The organism is Amycolatopsis jejuensis, from assembly GCF_000717335.1.
GTDB classification, from domain to species: domain Bacteria; phylum Actinomycetota; class Actinomycetes; order Mycobacteriales; family Pseudonocardiaceae; genus Amycolatopsis; species Amycolatopsis jejuensis.
In genome coordinates, this window is the sequence record NZ_JNYZ01000019.1 from 76993 (window position 1) to 96778 (window position 19786).

The following is a 19786-nucleotide window of genomic DNA, read 5'->3' on the forward strand; positions in this document are numbered from 1 at the left end:
GTCCGCGGCGGCGAGCACACCCGCCACCCCACACCCCCGGGTGCGCCGAGCGGACGGCTGCAAGGGGGAGGCGGCGGGCCGCACCGGACATCCGGGCGGCCCGCCGCTTCGCGCTGCGGCCGGTATTTCACACCGGAACGGGCCGAGACCCGGCGCATGGCGGGCTCGGCAGAACTGGCTCCCCGTGGGACAACGGCGCCAGGCAGGGCGGGGCTACGCGGCAGGGACCGGCCGACTGCGACGGGACGGCAGGCGGCGACCGCAGCGAGAGCCGGTTGAATCGCAGGAAGGGCCCGCCATGGCACCACGGTAAAGGTTTGGGCGACATGACGGGCGCATCAGCACGAGGCTGCGACGGAGGCAGCGTCAAGCACCGCCGCAAGACGCTGGACGCGGCGACGTTGCATAGCCCGGCAAGGACGCAATCTCGGCAGGCGCAGGGAATCACGGAACCTGGGAACAGCGCTCGGTACCGGCGCGAGCCAGCGATCTGCGCGACACTCCGGAAGCATGGCAGCAGGCATCGACGCCACTTGCCGTACGTGGCAACAGAAACAGGCGGCCGACCAGACCTCAGGCCCGGCGCATCGGGCGATGGCGTGGAGTGCGCGTTCACGGGGCGGAGCGCGTCGCCCGCAGCACCCGAGCACCCGAGCACCCGAGCACCCGAGCACCCGAGCACCCGAGCACAACGTAACGGCGACCCGGCAGGGGCAGGAAGGCACACGCGGTTCGCGGTTCGCGGTTCGCGGTTCGCGGTTCGCGGTTCGCGGTTCGCGGTTCGCGGTTCGCGGTTCGCGGTTCGCGGTTCGCGGTTAACCCAAACCGAAACCCCGGCTCACTTCACCGCTCGGCGTAATGCCTTCGCCAGATTCCCCCTCTCCCCCACTGCGACCGATTCCAGACCCAGCCATGCCGCCATCGTGTGGAGTTCGCCTGCCAGTTCCGTGGCTGCCCGGCCGGGTGCGGTGTCCGGTTCGGCGAATGCGCCTTGTACACGCAGTACGCCCGACGCTCGGTCGGATTTCAGGTCCACCCGGGCCGCCAGGGCACCGTCCAGGAGGAACGGGAATACGTAATATCCGTACTCCCGCTTCGGTTCCGGGACGTAGATCTCGATGCGGTACCGGAAGCCGAACAGGCGCTCGGTGCGGGCGCGTTCCCAGATGAGCGGGTCGAACGGGCACAGCAAGGCCCGTCCGGAAATCGAGCGCGGGGTGCGGGCGAAAGTGTGCCGGTACGCCACGGCGCGCCAGTCCGCCACCTGAACTGGCTCGAGGACGCCCTCTTCGACCAGCTCTTGGACGGCGGCGTGGGTGACGTCCGGGCCCAGCCGGTAGTAGTCGCGCAGGTCGGTTTCCGTGGCGATGCCCAGGGCGCGCGCCGAGCGGTCGATCAACGCGCGTGCGCCGTCGGCCGAAGAGACCGTGCGGGAAAGGATTTCCGGGGGCACCACGCGTTCGGTCAGGTCGTAGAGCCGCTCGAACGATCGCCTCGTGCCGGTGGTCAGCTCGCCGAGACCGAACAGGTACTCGCACGCCTTCTTCACCACCGAGCGTTCCCACCACGAACCCGGGGCGCGGCGGACCGCACCAGCCTCCAGCGCCTTCTCGATCCCACCAGCGCCGATCGGGCCGTGTTCCTTGACCACGGCCAGCACGTCGTCGAGCAAACCCGGCACGGTGTCGACGACCTTCGTGTAATGCCGCCACCAGCCGTCGCGTTTCGCGCCCGAGCGGAGCAGCGGCCAGTCTTCGATCGGGAGCAGGCTTGCCTCGTGCGCCCATGACTCGACGAGCAGCCGCGGGCGGCGGGCGCGGTGGGTCCAGGCCGCATCGTCGACGAGCGCCGGGTCGTATGCGCCCAGTCTCGAGAACAGCGGCATGTAGTGCGCGCGCACGGCGACGTTGACCGAGTCCAGCTGCAGCAGCTGGACGCGCGACAGCACCTTGGCGAGGTGCCGCCGGGTGGGGTCGGCGGCCGGGCGGGGGTCGGCGAATCCCTGCGCGGCGAGTGCGGTGCGGCGGGCGGTGGAAAGGCTGATCGTCTGCATGATGCCGCCATGGTGCCAGCCACCCCCGACAGTTTCGGTACATTGCCCGCGTGAGTGCCGCCGAAGTCCGCCCCGCAAAGCCGTCCGACGCCGCCGAGATCGCCCGCATCCAGCGGCTGACCTGGCGTGCGGCGTACGCCAGCCTCCTCGGCACCGAAGCCATCGACGAGCTCGACAGCGCCGACCTCGAAGGCACCTGGACCGAAACCATCGTGTACCCGCATTCCCGCGTCTACCTGGCCACCGAGGGCACCTTCACGGTCGGCTACTGCGTCGCGGGCCGGGCACCGGAGGACGAAGCGGCGGGAGCCGACGGGTCCCCGCCGCAGGACGCGCCGGGACTGATCGCATCGCTCGTGGTCGAGCCGCGCTGGGGCCGCCGCGGCCATGCCGGGCGCCTGCTCGCCACCGCTGCCGCCGATCTGCGCGCGGACGGCCTCGACCGCGGCATCACCTGGGTCGCCCAGTCCGACCACGCCACGCTCGGCTTCTACCGCCGCGCCGGCTGGTCCCCCGACGGCACCGTCCGCACCCTCGACACCGGCCGCGGCACGCTGCGCGAGGTCCGCCTCACCGGCACCCTGGAACTCGAACTCACGCGCTGACCGGCTCGGCCTGCTTCGCGAACACGACCCAGCGCATCACCGAGTACATGAACACGCCCTCGCACGCCCCGGCGATGATCCGCGACACGTGGTACTCGATGCCGAGCGCGGACAACCCAGCCCCCAGCCCGAGCAGGAAAGCCACGTAGTTCACGGCAATCGCCACGGCGTACAGCACCGTCTGACGGCCGACCGGCGCATGCGAGCGGAAGTTGAACGTGCGGTTCAGTACGAAGCTCAGGCCGAACGCGATCACGTACGCGAGGCTGATCCCCAGCCACACCGGCCACCCGAGCCCGCCGTGGAACAACGTCAGCAACAGCAGGTCGACCCCGAAGGTGAAGCCGTTGATCACCGCGAACCCGAGAAAGCTCGGCGCGACGATCCGGGAGAGCCCGAAGGGCAGAATCGCCACGATCGCGGTGCACAGTCGGGCAAAACGGTCGGCGATCGGCACGGGTCCGATCTTGGCAGGACAAGGTGTCCGGCACCGGACGACCAGGTGATCTTCGGGTGTCACCACCCGGGGAAAGGGTAGGGCCAACCCCCGTGACCTTTTCGTGACAGCTGCTAGCGTGGAACGGGCGACAGGAAGGGGACCCCATGGGCTGGCTGCTCGTGACCCTCGGCGTCGCCTTCGGTTCGGCGATCGTGCCGCTGGTCAACGCCGAGCTGTTCGTGCTCGGCCTGTGCGCGAGCCAGCACGACGTCCATTGGCTCTGGCTCGGCGGCGCCGTCGCGGTCGGCCAGATGGCCGGGAAACTCCTGTACTACCTGGCCGCGCGCGGTTCGATCCGGCTGCCGCGCTTCCTGCACGACCGGCTGCACCGCGAACGCCCGCTCACCCCACGGCGCGTCCGCTGGCAGCGGCGTACGAAGGTGCTCCGCAGCAAGGTCGAGGCGCTGCGCGAACGCTGTCACCGGCACCCGCACTGGATGGCGGGCACGTACGGGGTCAGCTCGGTGATCGGGCTGCCGCCGTTCATGGCGACCAGCGTGCTCGCCGGGATGGTGCGGATGCGGCTGAGCACCTTCCTCGCCGCCGGTCTCGCCGGCCGCTGGCTCCGGTTCAGCCTGCTCGCTGCCTCCCCGGCGATCTTCGCCGGGTGGCTGCACTGACCCTGATCGCCCCAATGCCACATTCGGTGCGTCAGATGCACCCAATGTGGCATTCGGTGCGTCGCATGCACCCAATGCCACATTGGGGTGCTTTGCCGCGGGCGAGCCGAAGCGGAGCGGGCGGGCTGCTACTTCCGCTCCGCCGCTTCCAGCTCCACAGCCTTGCGCATCGTCGCCCGAGCGCGCCGACGGTCACCCGCGATGTCGTACGCATACGCCAGCCGGTACCAGGCCCGCCAGTCCTCCTGGTTCGCCTCCACCTCGACGCGGCGCTGCTCGAACCACGCGTCCGCGGCGGTGCGGTCCACCCGGCCGGACGGGCGGCGCGGCAGGTCCGAAACGTCCGGCAGGCCGCCCTCGGCGTCGAGCTGCCGCGACAGCCGCTGGATCTGCACCCCGGACCGCCAGGTGACCACCACGATCCAGATCCCCAGCAGCGGCAACAGGAACACGCCGATGCCGAGCGCGATGCCGGCCGGGGTCCCGGTGCGCAGCAGCGCCACCGCCCGGCTCGCCAGCAGCACCAGGTACACCACCAGCGCCGCGGTCATCAGCAGCGCGACATTGCGGGCCTTCACAGGTCGAGCACGTTCTCCAGGCCGACCGTGAGGCCGGGGCGCGCCACCACCGAACGCACGCCGAGCAGCACGCCGGGCATGAACGACGTCCGGTCGAGGGAATCGTGCCGGATGGTGAGGGTCTCACCCTCGCCGCCGAACAGGATTTCCTCGTGCGCCACCAAACCGGGCAGCCGGACCGAATGCACGTGGACGTCCTCGACCGACGCGCCGCGGGCACCGTCCAATTCGGACGTCGTGGCGTCCGAACCCGGTGCGACACCGGCGGAAGCGCGTGCGGCGGCGATCATCCGCGCGGTGTGCGCGGCCGTACCGGACGGGGCGTCGGCCTTGCGGTTGTGGTGCAGCTCGATGATCTCCGCCGAGGCGTAGTACTTCGCCGCCTGCGCCGCGAACCGCATGGCCAGCACCGCGCCGAGTGCGAAGTTCGGCGCGATCAGCACGCCCAGCGACGGCTTGTCCGCCAGCAGGCCACGCAGCTCGGCCAGCCGCTCCTCGCTGAAGCCGGTGGTGCCGACGACCGCGTGCAGATCGCGGGAAACCAAGTACCGCAGGTTGTCCATCACCGCGTCGGGATGCGTGAAGTCCACGACCACCTGTGCGCGGGCCAGCGAGGCGAAGTCGTCGCCGGTGTCGAGCGCGGCCACCAGTTCCAGGTCCGCGGCACCTTCGACGGCCTTCACCACGGTCGCGCCCATACGGCCGCGTGCACCCAGCACGCCGACGCGGATCGGGGACTCGGTCATGACGCGATCACCTCGTGCAGATCGTCGGGCAGGTCGTCGGCGTGAGCGTACGGCCCCACCACCGCCGCGGCGGACACCCCGCCGGGACGGCGCAGCAGAGTGCGAGCGAGCGCACACACCTCTTCGGTGGTCACCGCGTCGATCCGGGCGACCGTGTCGTCGACGCCCAGGTACCGGGCGTAGTTGAGCTCGTTCTTGCCGATCCGGGACATCCGCGACGACGTGTCCTCCAGCCCCAGCACGAGCCCGCCGCGCAGCTGGCCCTTGGCCCGCGCGACCTCGGCGTCGGTGAGCCCATCGGCCGCGACCGCGTCGAGCACCTCGCGGATCACGCCCGCGACCTGGCCGAGCCGCTCCGGCTGACAGCCCGCGTACACCGACATGTGCCCCAGATCGGCGTAGCTCGCCACGGACGAATAGACCTGGTACGCGAGCCCGCGCCGCTCCCGGATCTCCTGGAACAGCCGGGAGCTCATGCCCCCGCCCAGCGCCGCGTTGAGCACCGACAGCGTGAACCGGCGCTCGTCGTGCCGCGGCAGCGCGCGGAAGCCGAGCATCACGTGTGCCTGCTCGGTGTCGTCGGGGTGCAGCGCCAGCTTCGGGATGGCCCGCAGCCGCGCGCGGCCGGTCCGCGGCGCGACCGGAGTGGCGGCGCCGTCGAGCCGGTCCCGCAGCGCGCGCCGGACCAGCCGCAGGACCTGCGCGTGGTCGACGTTCCCGGCCACCGCGAGCACCATCCGCGGCAGCGAGTACCGGCGCCGGTAGAAACCGCGCAGCGCGACCGGCGACATGTCGGTGATCGACTTCTCGGTACCCAGCACCGGACGGCCGAGCGGATGATCGCCGAGGATCGCGCCGACGAACGTCTCGTGCAGCAGGTCCTCGGGGTCGTCGTCGCGCATTGCGATCTCTTCGAGCACGACGCTGCGCTCGGTGTTCATGTCGCGGTCGGTGCACTGCGCGTCGAAGACGACGTCGGTGACCAGGTCGAGCGCGAGCGGCAGGTCGGCGTCGAGGACCTGCGCGTAGTAGCAGGTGTGTTCCTTCGCGGTGAATGCGTTGAACTCGCCGCCGACCGCGTCGATCTCCTCCGCGATCTGGGTGGCGTCGCGGTGGCTGGTTCCCTTGAACAGCAAGTGTTCCAGGTAGTGCGCGGCACCGGCGACCGCGGACGGCTCGTCGCGCGAACCGACGCCGACCCACAGCCCCACCGTCGCCGACCGCGACGCGGGCACGTGCTCGGTGATCACCCGCAGACCGCCCGGCAGCACACTCCGCTTGACGACCGCACCATCCACAGTGGACTCGAGCGTGCGGGTGGTGCCGACGGGCTGCTCGTGCCCGGAAACCTGCCGTGCCACGGGATTCCTTTGCTCACCTGCGGGGAAGGCCCCCTCCCCGGCGGAGAGGGGGCCTTCCCGGACCTTGCGCCGTGTGAAGCGGCCTTACTTGGCTTCGGCCTTCTCCTCGGCCGCGGCCTCGCCCTCGGCGGGCTGGGCCGCCGCCGCAGCAGCGTCCTCTTCCTTGACGACAATCAGGCTGATCTTGCCGCGGTTGTCGATGTCGGCGATCTCGACGCGGATCTTGTCGCCGACGTTCACCACGTCCTCGACCTTCGCGATCCGCTTGCCGTTGCCCAGCTTCGAGATGTGCACGAGGCCGTCCTTGCCCGGCAGCAGCGAGACGAACGCGCCGAACGCGGCCGTCTTCACCACGGTGCCGAGGAAGCGCTCGCCGACCTTCGGCAGCTGCGGGTTCGCGATGGCGTTGATCTTGCCGATCGCCGCCTCCGCCGACGGGCCGTCGGCCGCGCCCACGTAGATCGTGCCGTCGTCCTCGATCGAGATGTCGGCGCCGGTCTCCTCGGTGATCGAGTTGATCATCTTGCCCTTCGGCCCGATGACCTCGCCGATCTTGTCGACCGGGATCTTCACGCTGGTGACGCGCGGGGCGTACGGGCTCATCTCGTCCGGGCCGTCGATCGCCTCGGCGATGACCTCCAGGATGGTGAGCCGGGCGTCCTTCGCCTGGTTCAGCGCGGCCGCGAGCACCTCGGACGGGATGCCGTCGAGCTTGGTGTCCAGCTGCAGCGCGGTGATGATGTCCTTCGTGCCGGCGACCTTGAAGTCCATGTCGCCCAGCGCGTCCTCGGCGCCGAGGATGTCGGTGAGCGCGACATAGCGCGTCTCGCCGTCGACCTCGTCGGACACCAGGCCCATCGCGATGCCCGCCACCGGCGCCTTCAGCGGCACCCCGGCGTTGAACAGGCCCATGGTGGACGCGCAGACCGAGCCCATCGAGGTGGACCCGTTGGAGCCGAGCGCCTCGGAGACCTGGCGGATCGCGTACGGGAACTCGTCGCGCTTCGGCAGCACCGGCACCAGCGCGCGCTCGGCGAGCATGCCGTGGCCGATCTCGCGCCGCTTCGGCGAGCCGACGCGGCCGGTCTCGCCGGTGGAGAACGGCGGGAAGTTGTAGTGGTGCAGGTACCGCTTGTGCGTCTCCGGGGAGAGCGAGTCGATCTGCTGCTCCATGCGGAGCATGTTCAGCGTGGTGACGCCCAGGATCTGGGTCTCGCCGCGCTCGAACAGCGCCGAGCCGTGCGCCCGCGGGATCACCGCGACCTCGGCCGAGAGCTGGCGGATGTCGGTGAGGCCACGCCCGTCCATGCGGATCTTCTCGGTGAGGACCCGCTTGCGCATGATCTTCTTGGTCAGCGCCTTGAACGCACCGCCGACCTCCTTGTCGCGACCCTCGAAAGCCTCGCCATCGCCGAGGCCGAGCTTCTCCAGCACCGCGGTCTTCACCGCGTCGGTGGCGTTGTCGCGGTCCTGCTTGCCGGCGATCTGCAGGGCAGCGGCCAGGTCGCCGGCGGCGATCGCGGCGACGGCGTCGTAGATGTCCGGCTGGTAGGCCGGGTACACCGGGAACTCGCCGGTCGGCTTGGCGGCGTCGGCGGCCAGGCGCTGCTGGGCCTCGCACAGCGCACGGATGAACGGCTTTGCGGCCTCCAGGCCACGGGCGACCGTGGTCTCGTCCGGCGCGGTGCCGCCCGCGGCGATCAAGTCGAGCGTGTGCTCGGTGCCCTCGGCCTCGACCATCATGATCGCGACGTCGTCACCCACGATCCGGCCCGCTACGACCATGTTGAACGTGGCCTTCTCCAGCTGTGACCAGGTCGGGAACGCGACCCACTGGCCCTCGATCAGCGCGACGCGCACGCCGCCGACCGGGCCGGAGAACGGCAGCCCGGCGATCTGGGTGGAGGCCGACGCGGCGTTGATCGCCAGCACGTCGTACGGGTCGTCCGGGTTGAGGCTCTGCACCGTGATGACGACCTGGATCTCGTTGCGGAGGCCGTCGGCGAACGACGGGCGCAGCGGGCGGTCGATCAGGCGGGCGGTGAGGATCGCGTCGGTCGACGGGCGGCCCTCGCGGCGGAAGAACGCGCCCGGGATGCGGCCCGCGGCGTACATCCGCTCCTCGACGTCCACGGTGAGCGGGAAGAAGTCGAAGTGCTCCTTCGGGTGCTTCGACGCCGTGGTCGCCGACAGCAGCATCGTTTCCTCGTCCAGGTACGCGACGACGGCGCCGGCGGCCTGCTTGGCCAGCCTGCCGGTCTCGAACCGGACGGTGCGGGTGCCGAACCGGCCGTTGTCGAGAACGGCTTCGGTTTCGTGCACGGTGACTCCGGTGGAGTCGGTCATAGGGTCAATCTCCTCTTTGGTTCCTTCTCCGTGGCGCGAGTCTCCCATCGTGGGACCCGTTTCGCCGGGGACGCTCGAGGAGTGCGGCCGGTCTTCGATCGAAGCCCCCGGGTCCGTACCCGGGAACCACTACCGAGGACCGGCGAAGTCTTCTCCTCCAGCGCGCTCGCGCCTGTTTTTGCAGCGAGGGGGAGCGGCCGTCAGCCACTCCCCCTCGTCGTCCGCGTCAGCGACGCAGCCCGAGCCTCTTGATCAGCTCGCGGTACCGCGCCACATCCACCTTCTCCGTGTAGTTCAGCAGCCGGCGGCGGCGGCCGACCAGCAGCAGCAGCCCGCGGCGGGAGTGGTGGTCGTGCTTGTGGGTCTTGAGGTGTTCGGTGAGGCCGATGATGCGCTTGGTCAGCAAAGCGACCTGGGCCTCGGGGGATCCGGTGTCCGAGTCGTGCAAGCCGTACTCGGCGAGGATCGTCTTCTTCTCGTCGGTGGACAGCGCCACTGGTGTTGCTCCTTGTACCTAGGTGCCGTGGGGCCCGTACCGCACCACGCGGCCGGGTGAGCCGGTCACGGCCGCCACGGACTGCAGCCGGACCCGATTGCCGAGGTTACCAGCAGGGTGCGTCAGGCCTTCACGCACGGTGCAGAGACCTGGTCGCGAGCGTGCGATACGGCCTGCCACCGCGCATCAGCACGACCTCGTCCGCGGTCCAGCTCCGGCTTTCGAACCCGGTGAGCCGCTTCTCCCACCGCTTTGCCAGGCCCGGGTGTTCGCGCGAATAGCGGGCCAGCGTGACGTGCGCTCGGTACTCCTGTGCTCCCGCGGCTTCCGCCAGCTCGGCCAGGCCTTCCCCCGTCACTCCCAACCACAGGACGCCCGGGAATGTTCCCGCTCCGGCGAGGCGCAGGTCGATCGGCGGGCGACCGTCGAGTGCTTCGGTCAGGAATGCAGTGCGCTCGGCGAGGTCGGCCTCGCCGTAAAAGGCCAGCGTGACGTGCCAGTCTTCCGGAGCGGACCAGCGCAGGGCGTCGTCGCGGTCGCCGAGCGCGGCGGCCACTTCCGCCACGACGTCGGCGGGCGGCACCAGCGCGGAGAACAGCCGCACGGACTACTCGCCTGCCGCTCCCGCGCGGCGGAGCAGATCGGCGATCGCCGGGAACTCCTCGTCCAGCACCTTCGCGGCCTCGCCGAGGTCCTCCTCCTCGGCAATGTCGCGAATGGACGCCAGCAGGGCCTTCTCGTCGGAGCTGACCGGGATGTTGTCGCGGCCCACGGTGGGCCGGGAATCGCGGACGTCCTCCAGCGCGGCCTGCATGGCGTCGCGGTCCCCCGCGGCGACCTCGGGCACGAGGATCTTGCGTTCGAGCATGATCATCCGGGCCAGCACCACCGGGTTGCCGATCTTCGCCCGCCGCCCGCTCATCACCTGGCTCAGCATCGGCGCGCTGATCCCGAGCACCTCGGCCAGGAACGCCTGCGACACGTCGAAGGCCACCACCAGCCGGCGCACCCGATCCCCCAGCGGCTCCCCGTACCACTCCCGCTGCAGCGCGACGTTCCGCTGGACGATCTTGTGGTCCTCCACCTGCTCCGCTCCCCTAGCACTGTCGTCCCGCGGCGGCTGCCGCGCGGACGTGCTCGCCACGCCGGTGCCGCCGGGGTCATCTTGCCACCCGGCGCGCCCGGGCACGGCCCGAACGCCCGATTTCCCCCGCTCCGGGCGGGCGGTCAGCCGTCCGACCCGAGTGCCTCCCTGGTCCGGACCACGTCCTCGTCGATCCGGGCGACCAGGCCGTCCGGCGTGCCGAACCGCTCCTGGTCCCGCAACCGGGTGACGAAGTCCAGCGCGACATGCCTGCCGTAGAAGTCCTCGTCGACGTCCAGCACGAACGCCTCCACCGTGCGCTCGCGGCCGGAGAACGTCGGGTTCGTGCCCACCGACACCGCCGCGCGCAGCCGCCGGTCCGGATCGGACAGCCGGGTGAACCAGGCGGTGTACACGCCGTCGGCGGGCACTGCGGCGAACCGCGCGGTGGACAGGTTGGCGGTCGGATAACCGAGGTCGTGGCCCCGGCCGTCGCCACGGACGACGATGCCTTCGAGCCGGTGCGGACGGCCGAGCGCGTCGGCCGCGGCGACCACGTCACCGGCGTCGATGCACGAGCGGACGTACGTGGAGGAGAAGGTGATGTCGTTGGCGTCCTCGCCGCTTTCGGCCAGCGAACGGCCTTGCAGCTCGGCGCCGTAGGCCACGAAGCCGAAGCGTTTGCCGAGCTCGCGCAGCAGCGCGACGTTGCCAGCGGCCTTGGCGCCGAAGGTGAAGTTGTCGCCGACCAGCACCGCCCCCGCGTGCAGCCGGTCGACCAGGATCTCGTGCACGAACTCGTGCGGGGTGAGCCGCGACAGTTCGAGGGTGAAGGGCAGGACACAGAACACGTCGACGCCGAGCCCCTCGACCAGCTGGGCCTTGCGCCGCAACGTGGTGAGCTGCGCGGGATGGCTGCCCGGGCGCAGGACTTCGGACGGATGCGGGTCGAAGGTGAGCACCACGCTGGGCACGCCGCGTTCGGCGGCCGCGCGCACAGTGCGCTTGATCAGCTCCTGGTGCCCGCGGTGCACGCCGTCGAACACGCCGATGGTGACGACGCACCGTCCCCACCCGCCGGGTAGATCCCCGAGACCACGCCACCGCTGCACTGCCGTCAACTCTCCCCGCGCCGGTGCCTTTGCCCCCACCCTATGCGGGCAGGAGTACCACCACCGAGCGGGTCACTCCCTCGGTGTCGGCGGCGAGCGCGAGCACGTGCCCGTCCGGGTCGAAGAGGCCGTACGTGCCGTCGATGCCGCCCGCGGGGATGCGCCTGCCGTACTGGACCGCGCGTGCGGTGGCGGCGTCGAGGTCCCGCCTCGGGAAGGCCGCGGCGACCGCGGCGTCGAGGTCCAGCGAAAGCTCGGGGGTCTCCTCGAGCTGGTCGAGAGTGCGGGCGCGGGCGAGCGTGAACGGGCCGACTGTGGTGCGGCGCAACGCTTTCAGGTGCCCACCGACGCCGAGCCCGGCGCCGAGGTCGCGGGCCAGCGCGCGGACGTAGGTACCGGACGAGCATTCGACGACGGCGTCGAGCTCGATCCGGTCGTCCTCGCGGCGGAGGTCCAGGACGTCGAACCGGTGCACGGTGACCGGCCGCGGCGGGAGCACGACGTCTTCCCCGGCACGCACGCGGGCGTAGGCGCGTTTGCCGTCGATCTTGACCGCGGAGACGGCGCTGGGGACCTGCTGGATATCACCGGTCAGCGCTGCGACGCCTTCGGTGATCTGCCCGTCGGTGACGGCTTCGAGGGCTTCGGGGGCAGCGTCGGTGAGGGATTCGCCCTCGGCGTCGTCGGTGGTGGTGGAGCGGCCGAGGGACAGGGTGGCGAGGTAGGTCTTGCGGTCGAGGGCGAGGTGGCCGAGGAGCTTGGTCGCGCGTTCGATGCCGAGCACGAGCACGCCGGTCGCCATCGGGTCGAGCGTGCCGGCGTGGCCGACCTTGCGGGTACCCACGATCCGCCGCGCCCTGGCGACCACGTCGTGCGACGTCATCCCCGCCGGTTTGTCGACGATGAGCAGTCCGGGTGCAGCGGCGGGGCGACGCGGTTCTTTCGGGCGGGACACGGCGGAAACCCTACCCAGCGCCGGATAGCGGGCGGGAAGGTGGCTCTGGGGGCGGTTGGGTTGGGTCGGGTCGGGTTGTGGCGGCGGCGGTCCGGCGGATGGTGCTGGGCGATGCCGGGGTCGGCTCGGGCCGGGGTCAGCTCGGTGCCGGGGTCAGCTTGTCGGGGTCGGCTTGTCGGGGTCGGCTTGTGACACGGCGGTCCGGGGGCCGGGCCGGGGTTGGCTTGTCGGGTCAGGCCAGCGCCTCCTGCGGTTCGCGGTCCCAGCGGTGGCGGTGGATCCGGACCGGGACGGCTTCGCCGCGGGCCTCCGCCTCGAACACGCAGGCGCGCGCCCGGCGCCACCAGACGAGCATCCGGAAGGTACCCAGCGCCAGGACGCCGACGACGGACAGCAGCGCGATCCGGAAGTTGCCGCCGGTCGCCTGGAGCAGGACGCCGATCAGGAGCGCGGTGACCGTGGTCGCGACGAAGCCGCCGACGTTCACCACGCCGGTCGCGGTGCCGACGCGGGACAGCGGGTTGTAGTCACGGGCCAGCGCGAACCCGATCATCGACGCCGGGCCGCCGAGGGCGAGGAACGCGAACGCAGGTACCAGAACGCCGACCGGGACCTGGCCGTTCCAGCCGAGCAGCACCGCCCAGACGAGCGCCGCGCCGCCGAGGTACCCGCCGACCAGCGGCATCCGCAACGACGGGCGGCGGCCGATCACCGCGCCCAGCAGCGGACCGCCCGCCATCGAGCCGAACACGAAGACTGTGAGCATCGCGCTCGCAGTCGCGGCCGGGAAACCCTGTCCCTGCACCAGGAACGGGACGCCCCACAGGAGCGTGAGGACGTTGGGCGCGAACATCGTGGTGAAGTGGACCCAGAATCCCAGCCGAGTCCCCGGTATCCGCCAGGCGACGCGCACCCGCCGCGCGAGTTCGGTTGCGGGCACGGATTCCCGCACTGATTCGGGCGCGCCCGCCGGGGTGTCGCGCACGCGCATCGCGACCGGGACCGCGTAGAGCACGGTGACGGCGCCGGCGGCGAGGAAGGTGACTGTCCATCCGGGACCGTCGAGAAGGAGCGTAAGCGGGACGGTGGCGGCGAGGTTGCCGATGTAGCCGACGGCGGACGTGAAGGAGGCGATGAGGGCGTACTGGTGCGCAGGGAAGTGCGCGGCGACGAGCCGGAGGACGCTGACGAAGGTGAGCGCGTCGCCGAGCCCGAGAACGCCGCGCGCGACGAGGCCGAGCGCATAGCTGTCGGCGAGCCCGAGCAGGAGCTGCCCACTGCCGAGAATGAGCACGGCGGCGGTCAGGACGCGGCGCGAACCGAAGCGGTCGACGAGGACTCCGGTGGGGATCTGCATGGCCGCGTACACGCCGACTTGCAGAACGGTGAAGACACCGAGCGCAGCAGACCCGACGCCGAACCGTTCCGCCGCCTGCAACCCGGCGACGCCGAAGGAGGTGCGATGGAAGACGGCGAGCAGGTACACCGCAACGGCGGTGAGCCAGATGAGCCAGGACCGGACAGAAGCGCGACCGGCGGGCGACAAGGGTTCCTCCCGGGAGCAGGCGAGCGAGCGTCTGAGTTGTGGGTGTCGTTTTCGGTTCTCGGTTTCGGATTCTCGGGTTCCGGACGACGACGCTGCCGCCTCAATGGTTGTATCGCCTCAGCGACGGCTTTCCATAGCGCGCTGCCAGGTGGGATTGCCCACAGCCATCGCCGGGGGGGTTGCTCCGCACGGCGAGAGCTCAGGCAAGGACTTCGGCGGGGACCCGGGCGGCTTGGGCGAGGGCGGGCACACGTCCGGGCCCTACTCCGGCTGAGTCCGGGCAGCCGGCCCGGATGAACGCACTGCACAGCGCCGGTCTCTGCGCCTCCGGCCATCCGCGCGACCGCCACACCCAGGAGCCTCGGCAGGGCTCGCCACGTCACCGCACGTCGGCCCAGCGCCACCGGGCACCCGCGCATGTTCGCCACGCCCAGGCACCTGGCTTCGGTCGCCACGCCACCGCACTCGGCCTAGCACCAGCGGCGACCCGCACACGCCAACCGGGCACCCTCCCGCGCGGTACCGCACGCAGGCTCCGGCACCCCACCGGTACAGCGCGTCGCTCTCCGGACCCTCCCCACTTGTCCCCGGCGGCGGCCAAGCTCGGATCACGCCTGTCTGATCGCGCCCACCACCGCCCATCGGCCGGAGCGCCATCTGGCTACCACTGCGGCCAGCCGGAGCACCATGAAGAGTGACAGGCCGGTCCAGATTCCGCTCAGTCCCCAGCCCAGTGCGAGCGACAGCCAGATCAGCGGCAGGAAGCCGACGGCCGCGCTGACGAGCGTCGCGGTGCGGAGGAAGGCGGCGTCGCCTGCGCCTAGGAGGACGCCGTCGAGGGCGAAGACCACTCCGGCGATCGGTTGCAGTGCCACGAAAAACCACCATGCGTGCGGGATTTCGCCCAGTACGCCCGGGTCGCTGGTGAACGCGTGGGGCAGGACGCTCCACAATCCGGCGAACAGCGCGCACAGGAAACAGCCGAACACCAGGCCGTATCCGGTGATCTGCGTCGCGACCCCGCGGGCCTGCCGGGCCGCTCCTGCGCCCAGCGCTGCGCCGACGAGCGATTGCGCGGCGATGGCGACCGAGTCGAGGACCAGGGAGAGGAACGTCCAGAGCTGCAGCACGACCTGGTGTGCGCCGACCGCCTCGGTGGACGTACGGGCCGCCACCGCGGCGGCCGACACGAAGCATGCCTGGAACGCGAAGCTGCGCAACACGAGGTCGCGGCCGAGGCCCAGTTGTGCCCGCATCACGCGGAAATCCGGCCGAAGGGGCACGCGTTCCCGCGCCAGCGCGGCGATGAACAGCGACGCGGACACGACCTGCGCCGCAACGTTCGCGATCGCGGACCCCTCCAGACCCAGCCCCGCTGGGTAGACGAGCACTGGGCACAGCACCGCCGAAATCCCGTTGCCCGCCAGTACAAAGCGCAGTGGTCGGGCTGCGTCTTGCACGCCGCGCATCCAGCCGTTGCCGGCCATGGTGATCAGGATCAGCGGCGCGCCGAACAACGCAATCCGCAGCCACGACACGGCCGACGCGGCGATTTCGTCACTGCCAGACAGCGCCCGCGCGATCGGCCCGGCCAGCAACTGCCCCGCGACCAGCAGCACCAGCCCGACCAGCACCGCAAGCCAGGTGGCCTGCACCCCTTCGCGGACGGCGTCGTTGCGGCGGCCGGCGCCGTGCAGCCGGGCGGTGCGGGAGGTGGTGCCGTACGACAGGAAGGTGAGCTGCGTGGAAATCTGGGACAGCACGACCCCGCCGAGCGCAAGCCCGGCAAGCGGCAAGGCCCCGAGATGCCCGACGACAGCAGTGTCGACCAGCACGTAGAGCGGTTCGGCGGCGAGCACGCCGAGCGCAGGCACGGCGAGCCCGAACACCCGGCGGGGCGGAATGCGGTCACCGCGAGCAGCGGAGACCGTGGTTTCTTCGGACACGCAAAGGAGCCTAGCGACCGGCACCGACAATTCCGGAGGGCAGGATCGCCGGGGGTGATCTTGGGTGTGGTGGGGCTGGCGGACCGGGTGGTGAGCGCCGGATGGGTCGGGTCGAGAGGTTGGGTTCGCAGCGGGGTTTCGGCGCGGGATCATCCGCCGGGATCGCGGGCATGACCACTGGCTGAACCGTGGGGCGGAATCACCGCCGGGGTTCCGGGCCAAGACCGAGGAGGGCTGCTGGCCGGGATCCGCGGACGAACCACCCGTCGGGGCCGCGAGCACAACCGCTAACCGGGAACCGCGTGGGCAGAATGACGGGCAGGTTCCAGGGCGAGAGGGCCTGTGTTCGCGGCTTGAACGGGCGACCTCGGTCAGCGTCCGGTGACGGGGGCGCGGGGGGATTCGTCTAGCTCGTGCGAAGGGCTGCTTGACCATGGGGCTCATGTGCGGCGAGGCTCGTGGGGATGCTGGGGCTCATGAGGCTGTCCGGGCTCGTGGGACTGGTGAGGCTTGTGGGCCCTCGATGAGGAGCCGGGCGAGTCGGCACGCGTGCGGGCTGGCTTGCAGATCCAGTCCGACGACACGCCGTCTCATCACGGAGCACGCAGCAGCGCCCAGCCGACAACGCGCCATCTGGTCACTGAGCACGCAGCAGCGCCTCACCGACAACCCGCCATCTCGTCACTGAGCACGCAACAGCACCCAACCGACAACGCGCCATCTGGTCACGAACCAAGCAACAGCACCCAACCGACGACACGCCGTCTCATCACGGAGCAAGGAGCGGCACCCAACCGACAACGCGCCGTCTGATAACAAAGCATGCAGCGGCGCCCAACCGACAACCCGCCCCAGCTACCAAACCCGCAACAGCAAAAACCCGGCCCGGCACCACACCCTGGTCAGGAAGACCCCCCAAACGGCCGGTTACGAAGCACGCAGCAGTGGTGCCCGCCCCAATGCCTCTCGCAGGAGGGCCAGGACCTCCTCCGCACTTCCCGTCACCGTGCAGCCCGCCGCCATTCGGTGGCCGCCGCCGCCCAGTTCTGCGGCGGCTGCGGACACGTCCACGTCACCCGCCGAGCGCAGGGACACCGTCCACACTGGACTCCCGTCGACCGGACCCGCGGCTTTCAGGACTGCCGCCACGCCTGCCTCCCGGGTTGCGCGGACCACGTCGATCACCGACTCCACTTCCTCGCTCCGCACCAACGCCACCTCAGCCGCGCGGACCACGGTGTGCACGAAGCCGAACCCTTGTGCCCCTTCGGGTTCCAGCTGAGCCTCCGACAGGACCGCCGACAGCATGGGCAGCCATGCAAACGGGTGGTCGTCGATGATCCGGCGCGCTACCTCTGACGGGTCGACCCCTGCCTCCAGCAAGCGGGCGGCGATCCGGTGGGTCTCCGGGCTCGCGCGGCGGAAACCGCTCGTGTCGGTGACGATCCCGGCGTACAGGCCGCGCGCGGCGGGCTCGTCGAGTTCGGCGCCCATTGCCTCGATGATCCGCGTCACGAGCACAGCCGTGGCTTCGGCGGATTCGTCGACGACGTGGTGGGTGCCGTAGTACGCGTTGGTCGCGTGATGATCCACCACCAGCACCGATCCGCCTGCCGCCCGCACGGCGGCGACCCGCGGGGCGAGCCGGCCGAGGCGTGCGGGAGCGGGGGTGTCGAGGGCGACCAGGAGGCCGTCGGTCGGGGGCAGGGCGTCGGCGGGGGTCAGCAGGCCGTCGGCGTCCAGCCAGGCCAGCGTTTCCGGTGCCTCGTCCGGCTCGCCGAACGAAACCCGGACTCGCGCGCCCTGCCGGTGCAGCACGTGGCCGAGGGCGAGCGCACTGCCGAGCGCATCCGCGTCGGGGCGTACGTGCCCGAGCAGCGTCACGTCGGTGGCCGCGGCCAGCAGCGCGGCGGCGGCCTCGATGTCCTCCTGGATACCTGTCACAAAGCGTCACGCTACGCTCTGCGGGATGCCCGAGTACGTGATCCTCAATCTACCGTCCGCCAACCGCGTGTACGCCGCGTCGTCACCGGCGCTGCTGCGCGCCGAGCTGGCGGCTTTCGGCGCGGGTCTCGACGCCGACGTGACCGCGATCGAGGAGATCGAGCTCGGCGGCGTCGGGTACGTGAAGTTCACCTCGACGGAACCGCTCGGCGAGCGGGACTTGACCCTGCTGTCGAACCTGTCCTCGCTCTACGCCCTCTTCGAACTCACCGGCGACCTGCTGCGGCCGGTCCCCGTGCATCCGCTCGCCGCAGCGGATTCCGACCTGCTCACGATCCAGAAGTACCCGGGCAAAACCAACGAGCAGTTCACCAAACTCCTGCTCAACCTCACTCTCCTGGCGACCGCGCATCCCGCGGACTGGCCGAACCGTCCGCTGCACGTACTCGACCCGCTGTGCGGCCGCGGAACCACCCTCAACCAGGCCATGATGTACGGCTTCGACGCGACCGGCCTCGACGTCGACGGCCGCGATTTCGAGGCGTACGAACAGTTCGTGAAGACGTGGCTGCGCACGAAACGCGTGAAGCACACCGCGGAATCCGGGCAGCTGCGCCGCAACAAGGTCCGCCTCGGCCGCCGCCTCGACGTCGAGTACGCCTTCGGCAAGGACGACTACAAAGCCGGCCGGACTCGCAAGCTCAGCTACCTCAACGCGGACACGCTCACCACCGACGAGGTACTCCGTCCGTCCTCTGTGGACCTCGTGGTCACCGACGCCCCGTACGGCGTCCAGCACGGCAGCCACCGGGAGGCCGACCTGGCCCGCAGCCCGCGCGACCTCCTCGCCGCAGCGGTCCCAGTGTGGACCCGCGTGCTGCGACCGGGCGGCGCGCTGGGCATCTCGTGGAATACGCATGTGCTGCCGCGCGCGGACCTGGTGACCATCCTGGAACGCGCCGGGCTCGAGGTCCGGTCCGGTGGGCCGTATGACGATTTCGCGCATCGGGTGGACCAGGCGATCGTGCGGGACCTGGTGGTGGCGAGCAAACCCGGCTAGATCACAGCCGCGGACCCAGGAACCGCAGCACCTCCGGCAGGATGCTCCGCCAGTACTCCCCCGTGTGTCCACCCGGGGAAACCCGCGCTTCCTCCGGATGCGCCCCCTCGATCAGTTTCCGGTTGGCCGCCGCGAACGGGTCGCTCGCGCCGCACCACACGCCGAGGCCGGTCGCCGGGAGATCGGTCAGGTGCTGCAACGGTTCCACGGCCGCCCACTCGTCCCGTGACGGGAAGATGTGCCGGGCGCGGGCTTCCGGCCAGGTGCGGAACAGGGCTGCGCTGCAGGTGGCCACCGCGGTCACATCGCGGCGACGCCGGGCCAGGTTCAACGCGCCGAAGCCGCCCATCGAGATGCCCATCGCGCCGGTCATCGGGCGGAGTCCGGCGGAGGCGAGCCAGCCGGGGAGTTCGTCAGTGAGCATGCGGTGCGGATCGTCGGCGCCGTCGGGGATCCAGTAGTGCGAGCCGTCGACTGCGGCGACCGCGAACGGCGGTACCCCGGACCGCACCGCGGCGGTGAGGGCCGCGGGCAGGCCGAGATCCAGGAACGTGCGCGCGGTCGAGCCGCGGCCGTGCAGGGCGGCGCAGACCGGCAAGCCGGTACTGGGGACGCCTTCGGGCACGACGAGCACGACGTCGACCTCGCGGCCGCGGGCGGCGGAGTGCTGCCGGGTGATCGTGACCGGTGCGGTCAGGGCCGGCGGGCGGGAGGGCGGGGCAGGCGCGGACGGCGGAGCCACCGGGGCGGAGCGCCCGGAGCAGGCGGAGAGGACCGCCGCGGCACTGCCGAGCAGCACTCCGCGTCGCGTGACACCGGGACTCCACCGCATCGC

Annotated in this window: 18 protein-coding genes; 3 read left to right on the forward strand and 15 right to left on the reverse strand. The window is 70.9% G+C overall.

All coding sequences use genetic code 11. From position 1 onward, the window contains the following. Positions 1-838: 838 nt before the first annotated feature. Positions 839-2053: a winged helix-turn-helix domain-containing protein gene (locus tag OO71_RS25290; RefSeq protein ID WP_033292382.1), complete on the reverse strand. Its 1215-nt coding sequence runs from the start codon at positions 2051-2053 to the stop codon at positions 839-841. A gap of 50 nt (positions 2054-2103) precedes the next feature. Between OO71_RS25290 and OO71_RS25295 the strand changes: the two genes are divergently transcribed. Further along, positions 2104-2658 carry a GNAT family N-acetyltransferase gene (locus tag OO71_RS25295; RefSeq protein ID WP_033292383.1) on the forward strand — a complete coding sequence of 185 codons (555 nt, stop codon included), beginning with the start codon at positions 2104-2106 and terminating at the stop codon, positions 2656-2658. On the opposite strand, the gene OO71_RS25300 is transcribed toward OO71_RS25295, so the two are convergent. Then, entirely contained in the window at positions 2648-3115 is a 468-nt protein-coding gene (locus tag OO71_RS25300) for a GtrA family protein (RefSeq protein WP_033292384.1), read from the reverse strand. The two genes, OO71_RS25295 and OO71_RS25300, sit on opposite strands and share 11 nt — an antisense overlap. Positions 3116-3261: 146 nt before the next feature. Here OO71_RS25300 and OO71_RS25305 point away from each other — a divergent pair, with 146 nt between their 5' ends. Beyond that, positions 3262-3777: a YqaA family protein gene (locus OO71_RS25305; protein WP_033292385.1), complete on the forward strand. Its 516-nt coding sequence runs from the start codon at positions 3262-3264 to the stop codon at positions 3775-3777. 128 nt (positions 3778-3905) lie between these two features. Here the strand turns inward: OO71_RS25305 and OO71_RS25310 are convergent, their stop codons facing one another. The 12 genes from OO71_RS25310 to OO71_RS25365 form a co-directional block, all read right to left on the reverse strand. Then, a complete protein-coding gene (locus OO71_RS25310) occupies positions 3906-4355 on the reverse strand; it encodes a tetratricopeptide repeat protein (RefSeq protein WP_033292386.1) in 450 nt (149 codons plus the stop codon). Continuing rightward, on the reverse strand, positions 4352-5101 hold the full coding sequence (dapB, locus tag OO71_RS25315) for a 4-hydroxy-tetrahydrodipicolinate reductase (RefSeq protein WP_033292387.1): 750 nt from the start codon (positions 5099-5101) through the stop codon (positions 4352-4354). Before dapB ends, OO71_RS25310 begins: the two co-directional genes overlap by 4 nt. Next, positions 5098-6462 carry a M16 family metallopeptidase gene (locus OO71_RS25320; protein WP_033292388.1) on the reverse strand — a complete coding sequence of 455 codons (1365 nt, stop codon included), beginning with the start codon at positions 6460-6462 and terminating at the stop codon, positions 5098-5100. The genes dapB and OO71_RS25320 overlap by 4 nt, the downstream gene beginning before the upstream one ends. Positions 6463-6546: 84 nt before the next feature. Then, on the reverse strand, positions 6547-8808 hold the full coding sequence (locus OO71_RS25325; protein ID WP_033292389.1) for a polyribonucleotide nucleotidyltransferase: 2262 nt from the start codon (positions 8806-8808) through the stop codon (positions 6547-6549). Positions 8809-9034: 226 nt separating this feature from the next. After that, the gene (gene rpsO / locus OO71_RS25330) at positions 9035-9304 is read right to left on the reverse strand and encodes a 30S ribosomal protein S15 (protein ID WP_033292390.1); all 270 of its coding nucleotides are present in this window, start codon (positions 9302-9304) and stop codon (positions 9035-9037) included. Positions 9305-9434: 130 nt separating this feature from the next. Continuing rightward, the gene (gene thpR / locus OO71_RS25335) at positions 9435-9908 is read right to left on the reverse strand and encodes an RNA 2',3'-cyclic phosphodiesterase (protein WP_033292391.1); all 474 of its coding nucleotides are present in this window, start codon (positions 9906-9908) and stop codon (positions 9435-9437) included. Positions 9909-9911: 3 nt separating this feature from the next. Beyond that, on the reverse strand, positions 9912-10388 hold the full coding sequence (locus tag OO71_RS25340; protein WP_033292392.1) for a helix-turn-helix domain-containing protein: 477 nt from the start codon (positions 10386-10388) through the stop codon (positions 9912-9914). Between the two features lie 143 nt (positions 10389-10531). Continuing rightward, entirely contained in the window at positions 10532-11500 is a 969-nt protein-coding gene (locus OO71_RS25345) for a bifunctional riboflavin kinase/FAD synthetase (protein WP_051792102.1), read from the reverse strand. 40 nt (positions 11501-11540) lie between these two features. Beyond that, positions 11541-12455, reverse strand: a complete 915-nt coding sequence (gene truB, locus OO71_RS25350) for a tRNA pseudouridine(55) synthase TruB (protein ID WP_084145268.1) — start codon at positions 12453-12455, stop codon at positions 11541-11543. A 232-nt stretch (positions 12456-12687) separates the two neighbouring features. Then, entirely contained in the window at positions 12688-14001 is a 1314-nt protein-coding gene (locus tag OO71_RS25355) for an MFS transporter (RefSeq protein WP_033292393.1), read from the reverse strand. A gap of 608 nt (positions 14002-14609) precedes the next feature. After that, on the reverse strand, positions 14610-15947 hold the full coding sequence (locus tag OO71_RS25360; protein ID WP_033292394.1) for an MATE family efflux transporter: 1338 nt from the start codon (positions 15945-15947) through the stop codon (positions 14610-14612). Positions 15948-16874: 927 nt separating this feature from the next. Further along, positions 16875-17891 carry a DHH family phosphoesterase gene (locus OO71_RS25365; protein ID WP_033292395.1) on the reverse strand — a complete coding sequence of 339 codons (1017 nt, stop codon included), beginning with the start codon at positions 17889-17891 and terminating at the stop codon, positions 16875-16877. A 25-nt stretch (positions 17892-17916) separates the two neighbouring features. Between OO71_RS25365 and OO71_RS25370 the strand changes: the two genes are divergently transcribed. Next, on the forward strand, positions 17917-18951 hold the full coding sequence (locus tag OO71_RS25370; RefSeq protein ID WP_033292396.1) for a TRM11 family SAM-dependent methyltransferase: 1035 nt from the start codon (positions 17917-17919) through the stop codon (positions 18949-18951). A 1-nt stretch (position 18952) separates the two neighbouring features. Here the strand turns inward: OO71_RS25370 and OO71_RS25375 are convergent, their stop codons facing one another. After that, a complete protein-coding gene (locus tag OO71_RS25375; RefSeq protein ID WP_033292397.1) occupies positions 18953-19783 on the reverse strand; it encodes an alpha/beta hydrolase in 831 nt (276 codons plus the stop codon). Between the last annotated feature and the right edge of the window lie 3 nt (positions 19784-19786).

Excerpts from the sequence above, each read along its gene's own strand:
- OO71_RS25290 (WP_033292382.1), bottom strand. The coding sequence starts at position 2,053 with ATGCAGACGATCAGCCTTTCCACCGCCCGCCGCACCGCACTCGCCGCG.
- OO71_RS25305 (WP_033292385.1), top strand. The coding sequence starts at position 3,262 with ATGGGCTGGCTGCTCGTGACCCTCGGCGTCGCCTTCGGTTCGGCGATC.
- dapB (WP_033292387.1), bottom strand. The coding sequence starts at position 5,101 with ATGACCGAGTCCCCGATCCGCGTCGGCGTGCTGGGTGCACGCGGCCGT.
- OO71_RS25325 (WP_033292389.1), bottom strand. The coding sequence starts at position 8,808 with ATGACCGACTCCACCGGAGTCACCGTGCACGAAACCGAAGCCGTTCTC.
- OO71_RS25370 (WP_033292396.1), top strand. The coding sequence starts at position 17,917 with ATGCCCGAGTACGTGATCCTCAATCTACCGTCCGCCAACCGCGTGTAC.
- OO71_RS25375 (WP_033292397.1), bottom strand. The coding sequence starts at position 19,783 with ATGCGGTGGAGTCCCGGTGTCACGCGACGCGGAGTGCTGCTCGGCAGT.